Origin of the sequence: Paenarthrobacter sp. R1, from assembly GCF_030264015.1 — a bacterium.
GTDB classification, from domain to species: Bacteria; Actinomycetota; Actinomycetes; order Actinomycetales; family Micrococcaceae; genus Arthrobacter; species Arthrobacter ureafaciens.
Window position 1 is genome coordinate 1,745,724 of sequence record NZ_CP127115.1, and the last position, 14,504, is coordinate 1,760,227.

Below are 14,504 nucleotides of genomic sequence, written 5' to 3' on the forward strand. Positions count from 1 at the left end.
GCCCTCGCGGTTAGTCCATTCCGCGGAGGTCCAGCACAAGCTCCGAGTCGCCGTCAGCTTCCAGGACCACGGGGATTCCCCAGTCCTGCTGATACAGATGGCAGGCTGCGTGATCCGGGATCTCGCCGTCCTCCGTTTCGGGTCCGTCACAAGCGGCCGCTCGAGCAGTGATGTGCAAGACGCCCTCAGGCACGTCCGAAGACAATTCGAGGGTACGCAGGAGCCCCACCGACGTACCGCCACCGGAGACAAGCAGTTCCGGCGGAGTAGAGGAGATCTTCAGCTGCGTCGGATCACCCCAACGATCGTCGAGCTTCTGCCCCGTTGGAGCCGTGAACCGCACTGTGAGCTCCAAGTGCCCTGGGGCAACAGGGCTCTTGGGCCGGTGCGTCTGCGACGCGCCCTCATCTACCTGCTGGGCTTCCTTGGGGATCGGTACCAGGACAAGCTGGTGCTTGTTCGACTCAACCACCACCAGCAAAGGTTCGCCGTCCTCGTGGTTGACCACTACTACATCGCTTGGCTCGGCCAGGCCACGTGCCAAGGTGGACACGTTGGTGCTCGTGGGGTCATACCGGCGAACGGCACCGTTGTAGGTGTCAGCGATCGCTATGGAGCCATCCGGCAGGACCGTCACACCCAGAGGATGCTGCAAGCGTGCCTCGGCTGCCTCGCCGTCCCTGAACCCGAAGTCAAAGAGGCCCTTGCCGATCGCGGTCTCCACGGTCACGCCGGAATCGCCCACTACCAAACGCCGGAGCGCGGAGGTTTCCGAGTCCGCTACCCAAATGTTCTGATCCTGGTCGATCACCAAACCGGACGGCTGCGCGAACCAAGCCTCTTCCGCGGGGCCATCCAGCAAACCTTCAAGCCCGGATCCTGCAAGGATCGACACTTCGCCCGACTTCGGTTCGAAAGCAAAAATCTGGTGCGTGCCGGCCATGGCAATCACAACCCGCTGCAGCTTCTCGCTCCAGGCAACGTCCCAGGGCGAAGACAAGGAAACGCCGGTCCCGAGCCCAAGTACCCCCACGTCCACTGCATCGGCGGCAAAGTCCGCCGGGCCGCCGTCGTGGTGTTCATTACGGGGTTCGGACCATTCACCGGCGCCGGACTCCGTAACCCGGGCCGGGCCGGCGTCGAGCAGTCGTTGAATGCCGTTTCCGGCCACAGTCCTGACTTCTCCGGTGCCAAGATCAACACCCCGGAGACGGTGGTTGACCGTGTCCGCAACCACCACGTCATATCCGACTGCGGTTGCCAGCTCAGCAGGCAGCACTGCCACGCCCTGCGGCTCATTGAATTGCGCAACGTCCCCAGTGCCGTCGGCATGGCCTTTGGTTCCGGATCCAATAAGCCTGTCTACGGTCTCGAAATCGGGGCGCAACTCAACCAAACGATGGTGACCGGAATCGACAACAAGGTAGTTGCCGTTCCCAAGTTGGGTGGCCTTGCCAGGGAACCGCAGGGTGCCCGACGTCGGCTCGGGCGCCACGTATGGTCCGTTGCCGCGGTGGAGCGTGCCCTTGGCCTCGTGCTCAGCGACGAGTTCCTCCAGGAGGACGCCAAGCCCCCCTGCGTGTCCCTCTCCCGAAAGGTGGGCCACAATGTAGCCCTCGGGGTCGATCACCACGAGGGTCGGCCACGCACGTGCGGTGTACGCCTTCCAGGTGGCCAGCTCCGGGTCATCCAGGACCGGATGGTGGATCTCATACCGTTCAACGGCTGACGCCAAGGCAACGGGATCGGCTTCGTGTTCGAACTTCGGCGAATGCACGCCCACTGTTACAAGAACGTCGGAGTACTTCTCCTCCAATGGCCGAAGCTCATCCAGGACGTGCAGGCAGTTGATGCAGCAGAACGTCCAGAAGTCCAGCAACACGATCTTGCCGCGCAGGGATTCCAAGTCCAAGGACTTGCCGCCTGTGTTGAGCCAGCCGCGGCCCTCCAGTTCGGAGGCCCGGACCCGCAGTTGGGTGCGTACGGTTTCGCTCATCAGCGTCCTTCCAGCTTGGTGTTTGGTTCGTTGTGCCCGGGTGCGTCTTCAATGGGCGCGGATTGCTTGCCTCGCTGCCCATCATTGCCACTGCTCATTCCCTTGCCCATAGTGGCCTCGCTACCTTGGCTGGCCGCGGGAGTACGGCGGTCGGACAACTTTGCGTCCCGTTCGGCGAGCCGGGCAAACATATCGTTGTAAGCACTGAGATCGGCGTCGTTATTCCTGTCGGCTGCACGGTCTACCCGTTTCGTCTCCCGCGCGTCGGAACGTGACCACATGACAGCCACACCGATGGCCACCAGAAGCGTCGGAACTTCTCCAATGCCCCAGGCAACGGCACCGCCCAACTGCTGGTCTGCGATAGCCGACGGTCCCCACGTGCGGCCGAGGTTGCCGAAGTAATCGGCGGCCAGAAGACCCGTGCCGCCCATGATCGCCACACCGAAGAAGGCGTGAAAGCCCATGGTCGCAAGGAGCAGTAGCAGTCGCATGGGGTAAGGCGCCCGCCGAGGAAGGGGGTCGCTGCCAATCATGCTCAGAACAAAGATGTAACCGGTGAGGAGGAAGTGGAGGTTCATGAGCTCATGGCCCACGTGCTCGCGCATGGCGAAGCCGAAAAGATCCGAGTAGTAGAACAGCACAATGGAGCCGGCGAAATTTGCGGCAGCGAAAAGGGGGTGCGTAACCACTTGGGAGAACTTTGAGTGGACGAACAACAGCAGCCACTCGCGCAGGCCCCTCGAGCCATGCGCTCCCTCTCCACGGGAAGGAAGCGCGCGAAGGGCCAACGTCACAGGGGCCCCGAGGACAAGGAAGATCGGGGCAACCATGGTCAGTGCCATGTGGTCCACCATGTGCGCGGAGAACAACACGCGCCCATAGACGGCTGGCGGACCGGAAGTTATATAGGTGAGGACAACCAGTCCAACCAACCAGGGGATGGTGCGCAATACAGGCCAGCTGTCACCCCGTCTGCGCAGCTTGAGGACGCCCATGATGTAGGAAACAGCACCAAAGAGCGCCACACCTACCCACAGCCAGTCGAAGCGCCACTCTGTCAGCCACCGCTCGGGAGTAAGCTCCGGCGGTACCTCGTAGCCGGACAGGATGAATGCGGGAGAAGCATCAGGCGAATACGTGGTGGGCTGCGGCGGGGCGGAACGTCCAAGCGCAACGGCGAGTCCCGACGTCGCGCCCATCACCAGTAGCTCCACCAAGACCAGTTGCCACAGCACCCGGCGGGCGGACATGGTGCCCTTCCCCAACTGGGGTATTACCCACTGCCGATGCATGAAGCCAATGCCCCCGAGCACCAGCGTGGCCAGCGCCTTCGCGATGATCAGTTGGCCGTAAGGCGAACCGAAGAGATCACCCGGGCTGGTCACGCGGATGGCGGCGTTGATGACACCTGATGCGAACACCAAGACGAAAGCGAAGCCGGCGAGCGAGGAAAAACGTCGAAGCGTCGGCTCAGTGATGTCTGTGCTCGCGTTGCTTCGCTGACCCGTCAGCAGGCCGGACAGGACAGCGAGCATGATGATGCCACCCACCCAGGTGGTAACACCTACCAAGTGCAGTCCCAGCGAGTTGATGGCGCCCTCATGGTCGCTGGAGCTGGAGGAGTGGCCAATGAGGGCTGGAGGGACCAAGCCGACGAGCGCTAGAAGTAGCGTGAACGCCAGTCCAGTCAGTGACCGCACTCCAAAAAGTGCGGTTGTGGCTACGGCAGCGATGATGGTCACCGCGAGCCATGCCTTGCCGGTTTCGATGTCAGTCATGAAGTAAACCAGCGCACGGGTGAACTCCGCGTCCCCCGAGATACCTTGGCCAGCAACGTCAGCGTATGTCAGAACCAAGACAGCTACAGCCGAAAGCGTCCACAGCGCTCCTGCACCCGCGGCTACAGCCAGCGCACGGGTAAATGCGGGGTGCTCAGGCGGCTCGACCTCGTCGCGTGCTCGTGACCTGGACGGCTTGATGCTCTTCGGCAGGACGCCCACCGCAAAAATCAGGCCACCGATGACGGCTGCCACGGAGACGTTGTGAAGTGCTTTGGCCACAGGAAGTCCCCAGCGCACCAAGGCTCCAGGATCCGAGACCTGGCGAGCGGCTGCCGCGCCGGAGAAGATGAGTGCCGCGGCGAGGGCCAAAAGCATGATTGCCAGACCAGCCAGTTGCCACGGTACGGAAATGCCCACGCCTGAGGCGCCTTCCCGCGCTCCCGGTTTGGGATTCGGCGAAGGGACAGTGGCGGAGCTTCTGGCTAATGGCACCTATCCATTGTCCGACACCCACCCCCGGGCTGCGAATCGGGAAGCCTCTGGGGAGGGGAAGTGGGATAAGCACCACTTAAAAGCAGAAGGGGTGGCAACCTTACGTTGCCACCCCTTCCGGGCGTTCGCCGAAGTGTTTGACTACTTCTTCTTGGCGACAGCAGCCTTCAGCTTGGAGCCTGCGGTCAGCTTGACGCTGTGGCCGGCTGCGATCTGGATCGTTTCGCCGGTCTGCGGGTTACGGCCGGTGCGTGCTGCGCGGTCGGTGCGCTCAACTGCGAGCCAGCCCGGGATGGTGATCTTCTCGCCTGCAGCAACAGAAGTCTCGAAAACTTCGAACAGTGCATCGAGCACGGAGTTGACGGCTGCCTGGCTGGTGCCGGCCTTGCCTGCTACCTCTGCAACGAGTTCACTACGGTTCTTAGCCATTTACGTCCTCCTGGACTAATACGTTTTTGAGCCGGCAAGCGGAACGCGAGCAAGCCACTGCTCGAAAACTTACCAGCTTGGACACTGTTGGCCAGCAAATTCCGCGTGTTTCCGCGCTTTTTTGACCGAATCACCGGTTTTTCGGGGTTTTTGGAGCTCAGAACGCTTCATGCCGTACCCTACGGCCCACAAATAGGACCCTGCTGCCGGGCCGTCAAGGCAGAATACGTTGATACAGAATGTGATCCTGCCAGCGGCCGGCGATCTTCAAATAGGACCGTGCCAGCCCGATCTCCTTAAAGCCTGCCCGTTTGAGGACCGCCCTGGAAGGACCGTTGTTGCCAAGGACTGCCGCCTGAACACGATGAAGACCCAGACCTTCGCCTGCCATTTCCAGAACGGCCTTGAGCGCAGCCCCTGCCACGCCCTGCCCCGTCAGGGTCCGGTCAACCCAGTACCCCACATGGGCATTCTGGAAGGGGCCTCGAACAATGCCTGTCAACGTGACTGTGCCCACGACGCGTTCTCCTGCAAGGATGACCCACGGCACCTCAGTACCCGATTCGAACTGCGCCAACTTTCCAAGAATGGAAGTGCGTTGACCTTGGACGGTGAAAAACAAATCCTCACGCAGAGGCTCCCACGGGGCCAGATGGCTGGCGTTCCGCGTATAGGCATCCGCTAGCAATGCAGCGTCAGCCAAAGCCAAAGGCCGGATTGCGAGCCGAGCTGCGCCCGCAGGCTGCAAATTCAGGTCCAGGATTCTGCTGAGATGCATCCTGTGACTCTACCCGTGGTGTTTTGGTGGTTGATGTGGGAGACCCCCCGACCCGTGTGGGTTGGGGGGTCTCGACCTAATGGTTGTCCGGCGGTGTCCTACTCTCCCACACCCTCCCGGGTGCAGTACCATCGGCGCTGTGGGTCTTAGCTTCCGGGTTCGGAATGGGACCGGGCGTTTCCCCCACGCTATGACCGCCGTAACCTTGTTACCCGTCCCCCCTGTGTGGGGGTGGGAAGTGTGTGTGGTTACAACTGTGGTGCTTGTTTAGTTGTGTTGTTGTGTTGTTGTTCCCGGGTTGTTGGTTGGGAACCACATAGTGGACGCGTGCAGTGTGTTGTGTGTGGTGTAAGTTGTTGGCCTATTAGTACCGGTCAGCTTCACGAGTCTTTAGTCCTCGCTTCCACATCCGGCCTATCAACCCAGTGGTCTGGCTGGGGGCCTCTCACACATAATGTGTTTGGAAATCTCATCTTGAAGCGAGCTTCCCGCTTAGATGCTTTCAGCGGTTATCCCATCCGAACGTAGCTAATCAGCGGTGCACTTGGCAGTACAACTGACACACCAGAGGTTCGTCCGTCCCGGTCCTCTCGTACTAAGGACAGCCCTTCTCAAATTTCCTGCGCGCGCAGCGGATAGGGACCGAACTGTCTCACGACGTTCTAAACCCAGCTCGCGTACCGCTTTAATGGGCGAACAGCCCAACCCTTGGGACCTACTCCAGCCCCAGGATGCGACGAGCCGACATCGAGGTGCCAAACCATGCCGTCGATATGGACTCTTGGGCAAGATCAGCCTGTTATCCCCGAGGTACCTTTTATCCGTTGAGCGACGGCCATTCCACAATGTACCGCCGGATCACTAGTCCCGACTTTCGTCCCTGCTTGAGATGTCTCTCTCACAGTCAAGCTCCCTTGTGCACTTACACTCGACACCTGATTGCCAACCAGGCTGAGGGAACCTTTGGGCGCCTCCGTTACTTTTTAGGAGGCAACCGCCCCAGTTAAACTACCCATCAGGCACTGTCCCTGACCCGGATCACGGGCCGAAGTTAGATGTCCAAAGTGACCAGAGTGGTATTTCAACGATGACTCCACCCGAACTGGCGTCCGGGTTTCAACGTCTCCCACCTATCCTACACAAGCCACTCCGAACACCAATACCAAACTATAGTAAAGGTCTCGGGGTCTTTCCGTCCTGCTGCGCGTAACGAGCATCTTTACTCGTACTGCAATTTCGCCGAGTTTATGGTTGAGACAGCGGGGAAGTCGTTACTCCATTCGTGCAGGTCGGAACTTACCCGACAAGGAATTTCGCTACCTTAGGATGGTTATAGTTACCACCGCCGTTTACTGGGGCTTAAATTCCCAGCTTCGCCCGCAAAGGGGCTAACCGGTCCTCTTAACCTTCCAGCACCGGGCAGGAGTCAGTCCGTATACATCGTCTTGCGACTTCGCACGGACCTGTGTTTTTAGTAAACAGTCGCTTCCCCCTGGTCTCTGCGGCCCACACCCGCTCCACAAAGCAAGTCTGTATCACGGGGCAGGCCCCCCTTCTCCCGAAGTTACGGGGGCATTTTGCCGAGTTCCTTAACCATAATTCTCTCGATCGCCTTGGTATTCTCTACCTGATCACCTGTGTCGGTTTGGGGTACGGGCGGCTAAAACCTCGCGTCGATGCTTTTCTAGGCAGCATAGGATCACCGGATCCCCCCATGCGGGAGTCCCATCAGATCTCAGGATCGTGCTCGAAACACACAGGAACGGATTTGCCTATCCCTGACCCTACATCCTTGGACCGGGGCTACCATCGCCCGGCCCGGCTACCTTCCTGCGTCACACCTGTTAATACGCTTGCCTCCCGGGATCAGGTCCCAGCACCAGCCCAACCATCACACCACAAGTGGCGCAACAAGAAAGACCGGCGGTGGTTAGTATCCCCCGTTCAACATGGGCGGTTTTTCGCCGGTACGGGAATATCAACCCGTTGTCCATCGACTACGCCTGTCGGCCTCGCCTTAGGTCCCGACTTACCCAGGGCAGATTAGCTTGACCCTGGAACCCTTGATCATTCGGCGGACGGGTTTCTCACCCGTCTTTCGCTACTCATGCCTGCATTCTCACTCGTGTAGGCTCCACCGCTGGTTTACACCGCGACTTCACCGCCCACACGACGCTCCCCTACCCATCCACACCCCTGAACCACGAAGGCTAGGGTAATGCGTGAATGCCACAACTTCGGCGGTGTACTTGAGCCCCGCTACATTGTCGGCGCGGAATCACTTGACCAGTGAGCTATTACGCACTCTTTCAAGGATGGCTGCTTCTAAGCCAACCTCCTGGTTGTCTAAGCAACTCCACATCCTTTCCCACTTAGCACACGCTTAGGGGCCTTAGTTGGTGGTCTGGGCTGTTTCCCTCTCGACTATGAAGCTTATCCCCCACAGTCTCACTGCTGCGCTCTGACTTACCGGCATTCGGAGTTTGGCTGACGTCAGTAACCTTGTAGGGCCCATCGGCCATCCAGTAGCTCTACCTCCGGCAAGAAACACGCAACGCTGCACCTAAATGCATTTCGGGGAGAACCAGCTATCACGGAGTTTGATTGGCCTTTCACCCCTACCCACAGCTCATCCCCTCCATTTTCAACTGAAGTGGGTTCGGTCCTCCACGACGTCTTACCGTCGCTTCAACCTGGCCATGGGTAGATCACTCCGCTTCGGGTCTAGATCACGCCACTGAACACGCCCTGTTCAGACTCGCTTTCGCTACGGCTTCCCCACACGGGTTAACCTCGCGACGTAACACTAACTCGCAGGCTCATTCTTCAAAAGGCACGCCATCACACCCATACAACCCCGAAGGGCTGCAGATGCTCTGACGGATTGTAAGCACACGGTTTCAGGTACTGTTTCACTCCCCTCCCGGGGTACTTTTCACCTTTCCCTCACGGTACTGGTCCGCTATCGGTCATTAGGAAGTATTTAGGCTTATCAGGTGGTCCTGACAGATTCACACGGGATTTCTCGGGCCCCGTGCTACTTGGGATCCTCTCCAAAGGCGGTGCCACACATTACGGTTACGGGACTCACACCCTCTCTGGCCGGCCTTTCAAGACCGTTCACCTATACGCGCACCCACACCCCACCGGTCCGGCAGAACCAGCACGGAAAGTCCCACAACCCCGCCCACGCAACGCCCGCCGGCTATCACACATGGAACGGTTTAGCCTCATCCGCGTTCGCTCGCCACTACTAACGGAATCACTCTTGTTTTCTCTTCCTGCGGGTACTGAGATGTTTCACTTCCCCGCGTTCCCCCCACGCACCCTATGAATTCAGGCACGGGTCACACAATCACCTTGCAGCGTTGTGCGGGGTTTCCCCATTCGGACATCCTGGGATCACCGCTCGGTTATCAACTCCCCCAGGCTTATCGCAGATTCCTACGTCCTTCTTCGGCTCCTAATGCCAAGGCATCCACCGTGCGCCCTTAAAAACTTGACCACACAAAACCACAACCCAAACAGGCCGCGGCTGATGCACTCAATCAATTCGAGAGAACCACGACCACAAAAGGGCCAGGTTCATTCATCAAAGAAATTGCTAGAACACACAACCCACACCCCCAAAAAGAGTGCAGGACCATGTGTCCAGATGCTCGCGTCCACTATGTAGTTCTCAAACAACAACCCCGTCAACCACACCCACCCCACACAAACACGAGGGGGTGCCGGCCGCAGGAACAACAAGAAACACCAAGGATTCCCTGCATTGCTGCAAAAAGGCCCTGTTGCCTCAGGACCCAACAGTGCGCCAAACACAACCCGGCAACCAACACCCCGGACCGCTTTCCCAACAACCCCCCCCACACACAAAAGTGCGAAAAGAGGGCCGCCGTACTCACGCCAGGACACCACCACCAACAGGCCATGCCAAAAAACTTGATTTGCTGATATTCCACCCATGAGCACCCACCGCAGAACAGACGCCTGCGCAATGGGCAACACTGACAACCCCGGAACCCGCCCATGCAGGCAGACCCGGACGCCGTTAGCAGCTCCTTAGAAAGGAGGTGATCCAGCCGCACCTTCCGGTACGGCTACCTTGTTACGACTTAGTCCCAATCGCCGGTCCCACCTTCGACGGCTCCCCCCACAAGGGTTAGGCCACCGGCTTCGGGTGTTACCAACTTTCGTGACTTGACGGGCGGTGTGTACAAGGCCCGGGAACGTATTCACCGCAGCGTTGCTGATCTGCGATTACTAGCGACTCCGACTTCATGGGGTCGAGTTGCAGACCCCAATCCGAACTGAGACCGGCTTTTTGGGATTAGCTCCACCTCACAGTATCGCAACCCTTTGTACCGGCCATTGTAGCATGCGTGAAGCCCAAGACATAAGGGGCATGATGATTTGACGTCGTCCCCACCTTCCTCCGAGTTGACCCCGGCAGTCTCCTATGAGTCCCCGGCCGAACCGCTGGCAACATAGAACGAGGGTTGCGCTCGTTGCGGGACTTAACCCAACATCTCACGACACGAGCTGACGACAACCATGCACCACCTGTAAACCGGCCGCAAGCGGGGCACCTGTTTCCAGGTCTTTCCGGTCCATGTCAAGCCTTGGTAAGGTTCTTCGCGTTGCATCGAATTAATCCGCATGCTCCGCCGCTTGTGCGGGCCCCCGTCAATTCCTTTGAGTTTTAGCCTTGCGGCCGTACTCCCCAGGCGGGGCACTTAATGCGTTAGCTACGGCGCGGAAAACGTGGAATGTCCCCCACACCTAGTGCCCAACGTTTACGGCATGGACTACCAGGGTATCTAATCCTGTTCGCTCCCCATGCTTTCGCTCCTCAGCGTCAGTTACAGCCCAGAGACCTGCCTTCGCCATCGGTGTTCCTCCTGATATCTGCGCATTTCACCGCTACACCAGGAATTCCAGTCTCCCCTACTGCACTCTAGTCTGCCCGTACCCACTGCAGAACCGGAGTTGAGCCCCGGTCTTTCACAGCAGACGCGACAAACCGCCTACGAGCTCTTTACGCCCAATAATTCCGGATAACGCTTGCGCCCTACGTATTACCGCGGCTGCTGGCACGTAGTTAGCCGGCGCTTCTTCTGCAAGTACCGTCACCCCCAAAGAGGGCTTCTTCCCTACTGAAAGAGGTTTACAACCCGAAGGCCGTCATCCCTCACGCGGCGTCGCTGCATCAGGCTTTCGCCCATTGTGCAATATTCCCCACTGCTGCCTCCCGTAGGAGTCTGGGCCGTGTCTCAGTCCCAGTGTGGCCGGTCACCCTCTCAGGCCGGCTACCCGTCGTCGCCTTGGTAGGCCATTACCCCACCAACAAGCTGATAGGCCGCGAGTCCATCCAAAACCACAAAAAGCTTTCCACCCCCCACCATGCGATGAGGAGTCATATCCGGTATTAGACCCAGTTTCCCAGGCTTATCCCAGAGTCAAGGGCAGGTTACTCACGTGTTACTCACCCGTTCGCCACTAATCCCCGGCGCAAGCACCGGATCATCGTTCGACTTGCATGTGTTAAGCACGCCGCCAGCGTTCATCCTGAGCCAGGATCAAACTCTCCGTTCAAAAACAAAAAACGAAACACAACCACCCCCACCGGAAATCACGGCAAGAAGCAGCTGCAAATCTGAAACCAGCTGAAAACCAAACCACCACACACGGGGGTGCGCAATGGCCCGGCAAAAATTCAACCAATCAAAAAACAATCGGTATCAACAAACTTGGCACACTATTGAGTTCTCAAACAACAGGTCACTAATCCAAAGCAGTACCACCACCAACCACAACGGCCAGCAGATCGCTCCGGAGCAACTTTTCAAACTTACCCGAACCAGCCACACAAAGCAAACCAGCCCGGAACCCCCCACCAGCACCAACAGCGCACCAAAGCACCACCGGAAACCGGCCATTTGAAAGGGAGAAAGTCACCGTCAAACCCGCATCAGCGGCGGCAACTCGAATAACTTTACACACCCCCAACCCCCGAAACAAATCGGCACCGAGACCCCTCCAAAACCCCTGGAACACAAGGGAAGCGGCGTGAAAACAGCCTCGCACAGCGAGATTGCACCCATGTGAAGCCCATCACCTACCCCGGCCCTGAACGCCCGGTGATAGAGCAACCCGGGAAACCCGACAGGACGTGATAGAGCAACCCGGGAAACCCGACAGGACGTGATAGAGCAACCCGGGGAAACCCGGCGGGACGTGATAGAGCAACCCCTAAACCGCCGCTTAAACGCCAAAGAGGCCGGCAACCATGACGGTTACCGGCCTCTTTGGACGAGCTTGGTGCTTACCAGGAAGACTTGGTGATACCCGGCAGCTCACCCTTGTGAGCCATGTCGCGGAAGCGAACGCGGGAGATACCGAACTTCTGGAAGGTGCCGCGGGGACGGCCGTCGATCTGGTCGCGGTTACGCAGACGGATCGGGGAGGCGTTGCGGGGCAGCTTCTGCAGGCCGAGGCGTGCAGCTTCGCGGGCTTCGTCAGACGCGTTGGGGTCAACCAGGGTCTTCTTCAGCTCGAGGCGCTTGGCAGCGTAGCGCTCAACGATGACCTTGCGCTGCTCGTTACGAGCAATCTTGGACTTCTTAGCCATGTGTTTAGCGCTCCTCTCGGAATTCGACGTGCTGGCGGATCTTGGGGTCGTACTTCTTCAGGACCAGACGGTCGGGGTCGTTACGACGGTTCTTGCGCGTCACGTAGGTGTAGCCGGTGCCCGCAGTGGACTTCAGCTTGATGATGGGACGTACGTCCTTGTCCTTTGCCATTAGAGCTTCACTCCTCGTGCCAGGATGTCGGCGACGACCGCGTCGATGCCGCGAGCGTCAATTACCTTGATGCCCTTTGCGGACAGCGTCAGGGTGACGTTGCGGCGCAGGGAAGGAACCCAGTAACGCTTCTTCTGAATGTTCGGATCGAACCGGCGCTTGTTGCGGCGGTGCGAGTGCGAAATGCTGTGTCCAAAGCCCGGCTCGGCTCCGGTCACTTGGCAGTGTGCTGCCATGACTCTCCTCCAAAGTTTGAATGTAACGGCGTGCAGGGTCTTCCTGCAGTACCGTGCGACAGGCAGCGTCCGCGTCCAGTCCGAACCAGCCCGATGGATTCCGCAGTAACGCGGCGAAGAAGGTTGGCCTCAGAACAGGGCAGTGAAAATCACTGCTTCAGATCCTGGGATACTGGGCGAATACAGGGATGCACGCAACTTGAGCCCCTAACTACCGGCCCACGGGATGCTGGTCAGACCAACATTTACCGCCAACCGGAGCAATTGCACACGCTCCGCACTACCTAGCGCCTAACTATTCTACGGGCAGCACCAAATTAAGACCAATCAGGCCGGACCAGCGCAGGGTACTTGGGGCTCAGCCCGTCGCCGGACGACGTTCCCCGAACCCGCCGGACAACCCAGGGCGTAGCGAACTCACGAACCCACCGGGCGTTTTCACGCAATGTTTCGGCACGGCTGAGCAGCCGCTGCGGCGCGGGTTCCGGAACGTCGATGACGTGCTCGTGTTCAAGGACATCAAGCACTCTTTTGGCCATGTTCAGGTGACCGGCAGTGGACATGTGCATGCGGTCCGTGTCCCACATGCGCCAGTCGTCGTATTCGTCGAATCGCCAGTAGTCCACCAGCAGGGCCCCGTGGTTTTCGGCAATTTCGCGAACCAGTTCGTTGTAGATCGCCGTGCGCCCGCGCATGGCGCCGAAGACCTTGGAACCCTTGGCATCGAAGCCCGTGAAGAGAACCACTGTTGCGCCCGTCGCGCTTAACTTGGCGATTCCGGCGTCGTAATCCTGCAAAAGCGAGTCAATGTCGATCTTGGGACGCAGGATGTCGTTCGCCCCTGCGTACAGGGTCACCAACGTGGGTTTAAGTTCGACGGCGGCATCCACCTGCTCTGCCATGATCTGGCGCAGTTTCTTGCCGCGGATAGCGAGATTGGCGTACCCGAAGCCCTCATTGCTCTGGGCCAGCTGACCGGCCATGATGTCGGCCCATCCGCGCACTCCGTTGGGGCGCGAGGAGTCAGCGTCTCCGACGCCCTCGGTGAAGGAGTCTCCAAGGGCAACATAACGGGCAGAAAAATCCATGCCGCCAGTCTGCCACCCGAAGGCTCGGCCCAACAAAGCCGGCAGGCTGCTAGGAATCGCGGAGGATCCAGTGGTTGTTGTCGAGCCGGGCCACGATCTTCTCACCGATGCGCGCCAGGTCCGCCACGTCGTCGGGGGTCAGCGAGTCCAGCATCAGCGTGCGGACAGATTCAACGTGTCCGGGCGCCAGCGAAACGATGGTGTCCATCCCCGCCTCTGTCAGGTGGGCAACAGTTACCCGGGCATCACCGGGGTGCGCCTCGCGCTCAACCCAGCCGCGCTTCTGCAGTTTGGTCACCACGTGTGAAAGGCGGGACAAAGAAGCACTCGTGCGGGCAGCGAGTTCGCTCATCGGAAGGTAGCGGCCCTCAGCCTCGGAGAGCATGGCCAAAACGTTGTAATCGAAAAGGGACAGCTTTCCGGCGGACTGCAGCTGCGTGTCCAACGCTGACGGAAGAAGGGTGTTGATGCTCAGGAGGGCCAGCCAAGCCCGGCGTTCCTCAGCGTTAAGCCAGCGCGGTTCAGTCATGGCTTCAATCTTAGGAGAATCCGTCACCTCCCCCGTCCGCGCAGTCCCGAAACGGTAGGCTGACGGCATGTTTGTTGTGTCACTGACCTACAGGGTTCCCGACGAGATTGTGGACTTCCACCGGCCAGGCCATATGGCCTGGCTTAAGGAATCGTTCGACGGCGGTGTGTTCGTAGCGTCCGGACGTCGCGTCCCGGCAGTTGGCGGAGTCCTGCTCTCCAACGTGGACAGGGCAACTTTGGATGAATCCCTGGCGAAGGACCCGTTCTACAGCAACGGAGTGGCGGATTTTGAAATCATCGAATTCAACGCCACCACCGTGGCGGACGGCTACGAGAACCTGCTGGATTCCTGACAGAGGAACGCCGG

Annotated in this window: 10 protein-coding genes and 3 rRNA genes; 1 reads left to right on the forward strand and 12 read right to left on the reverse strand. The window is 59.2% G+C overall.

Features of this window, described 5'->3' with window-relative positions:
* Positions 1–10: 10 nt before the first annotated feature.
* From QN084_RS08475 to QN084_RS08530, 12 genes are all read right to left on the reverse strand, one after another.
* Positions 11–1,996 carry an NHL domain-containing thioredoxin family protein gene (locus QN084_RS08475; protein WP_062098311.1) on the reverse strand — a complete coding sequence of 662 codons (1,986 nt, stop codon included), beginning with the start codon at positions 1,994–1,996 and terminating at the stop codon, positions 11–13.
* Entirely contained in the window at positions 1,996–4,155 is a 2,160-nt protein-coding gene (locus QN084_RS08480; RefSeq protein ID WP_079941392.1) for a bifunctional copper resistance protein CopD/cytochrome c oxidase assembly protein, read from the reverse strand. Before QN084_RS08480 ends, QN084_RS08475 begins: the two co-directional genes overlap by 1 nt.
* A gap of 258 nt (positions 4,156–4,413) precedes the next feature.
* Positions 4,414–4,701, reverse strand: a complete 288-nt coding sequence (locus QN084_RS08485) for an HU family DNA-binding protein (RefSeq protein WP_011776355.1) — start codon at positions 4,699–4,701, stop codon at positions 4,414–4,416.
* A 214-nt stretch (positions 4,702–4,915) separates the two neighbouring features.
* Positions 4,916–5,479 carry a GNAT family N-acetyltransferase gene (locus QN084_RS08490; protein WP_062098313.1) on the reverse strand — a complete coding sequence of 188 codons (564 nt, stop codon included), beginning with the start codon at positions 5,477–5,479 and terminating at the stop codon, positions 4,916–4,918.
* 85 nt (positions 5,480–5,564) lie between these two features.
* Positions 5,565–5,681, reverse strand: a 5S ribosomal RNA gene (rrf, locus tag QN084_RS08495).
* 141 nt (positions 5,682–5,822) lie between these two features.
* Positions 5,823–8,984 (reverse strand): 23S ribosomal RNA (locus QN084_RS08500).
* A 561-nt stretch (positions 8,985–9,545) separates the two neighbouring features.
* Positions 9,546–11,074 (reverse strand): 16S ribosomal RNA (locus tag QN084_RS08505).
* The 16S, 23S and 5S rRNA genes sit together here, the layout of an rRNA operon.
* 730 nt (positions 11,075–11,804) lie before the next feature.
* A complete protein-coding gene (gene rpsN, locus QN084_RS08510) occupies positions 11,805–12,110 on the reverse strand; it encodes a 30S ribosomal protein S14 (RefSeq protein WP_021474711.1) in 306 nt (101 codons plus the stop codon).
* Positions 12,111–12,114: 4 nt separating this feature from the next.
* On the reverse strand, positions 12,115–12,282 hold the full coding sequence (gene rpmG / locus QN084_RS08515) for a 50S ribosomal protein L33 (protein ID WP_003798558.1): 168 nt from the start codon (positions 12,280–12,282) through the stop codon (positions 12,115–12,117).
* Positions 12,282–12,518 (reverse strand): 50S ribosomal protein L28, encoded by a 237-nt coding sequence (rpmB, locus tag QN084_RS08520; RefSeq protein WP_021474712.1) that lies wholly within the window; start codon positions 12,516–12,518, stop codon positions 12,282–12,284. The genes rpmG and rpmB overlap by 1 nt, the downstream gene beginning before the upstream one ends.
* 317 nt (positions 12,519–12,835) lie before the next feature.
* Positions 12,836–13,606 carry an SGNH/GDSL hydrolase family protein gene (locus QN084_RS08525; protein ID WP_021474713.1) on the reverse strand — a complete coding sequence of 257 codons (771 nt, stop codon included), beginning with the start codon at positions 13,604–13,606 and terminating at the stop codon, positions 12,836–12,838.
* Between the two features lie 49 nt (positions 13,607–13,655).
* Positions 13,656–14,135 carry a MarR family winged helix-turn-helix transcriptional regulator gene (locus QN084_RS08530; RefSeq protein ID WP_031217354.1) on the reverse strand — a complete coding sequence of 160 codons (480 nt, stop codon included), beginning with the start codon at positions 14,133–14,135 and terminating at the stop codon, positions 13,656–13,658.
* A gap of 67 nt (positions 14,136–14,202) precedes the next feature.
* Between QN084_RS08530 and QN084_RS08535 the strand changes: the two genes are divergently transcribed.
* Positions 14,203–14,490, forward strand: coding sequence for a YciI family protein (locus tag QN084_RS08535; RefSeq protein WP_069696337.1), 288 nt, complete (start codon positions 14,203–14,205; stop codon positions 14,488–14,490).
* Positions 14,491–14,504: the final 14 nt, after the last annotated feature.

Excerpts from the sequence above, each read along its gene's own strand:
- QN084_RS08535 (WP_069696337.1), top strand. The coding sequence starts at position 14,203 with ATGTTTGTTGTGTCACTGACCTACAGGGTTCCCGACGAGATTGTGGAC.
- rpmB (WP_021474712.1), bottom strand. The coding sequence starts at position 12,518 with ATGGCAGCACACTGCCAAGTGACCGGAGCCGAGCCGGGCTTTGGACAC.
- QN084_RS08525 (WP_021474713.1), bottom strand. The coding sequence starts at position 13,606 with ATGGATTTTTCTGCCCGTTATGTTGCCCTTGGAGACTCCTTCACCGAG.
- QN084_RS08530 (WP_031217354.1), bottom strand. The coding sequence starts at position 14,135 with ATGACTGAACCGCGCTGGCTTAACGCTGAGGAACGCCGGGCTTGGCTG.
- QN084_RS08490 (WP_062098313.1), bottom strand. The coding sequence starts at position 5,479 with ATGCATCTCAGCAGAATCCTGGACCTGAATTTGCAGCCTGCGGGCGCA.
- QN084_RS08480 (WP_079941392.1), bottom strand. The coding sequence starts at position 4,155 with ATGCTTTTGGCCCTCGCCGCGGCACTCATCTTCTCCGGCGCGGCAGCC.
- QN084_RS08485 (WP_011776355.1), bottom strand. The coding sequence starts at position 4,701 with ATGGCTAAGAACCGTAGTGAACTCGTTGCAGAGGTAGCAGGCAAGGCC.
- rpmG (WP_003798558.1), bottom strand. The coding sequence starts at position 12,282 with ATGGCAAAGGACAAGGACGTACGTCCCATCATCAAGCTGAAGTCCACT.
- rpsN (WP_021474711.1), bottom strand. The coding sequence starts at position 12,110 with ATGGCTAAGAAGTCCAAGATTGCTCGTAACGAGCAGCGCAAGGTCATC.
- QN084_RS08475 (WP_062098311.1), bottom strand. The coding sequence starts at position 1,996 with ATGAGCGAAACCGTACGCACCCAACTGCGGGTCCGGGCCTCCGAACTG.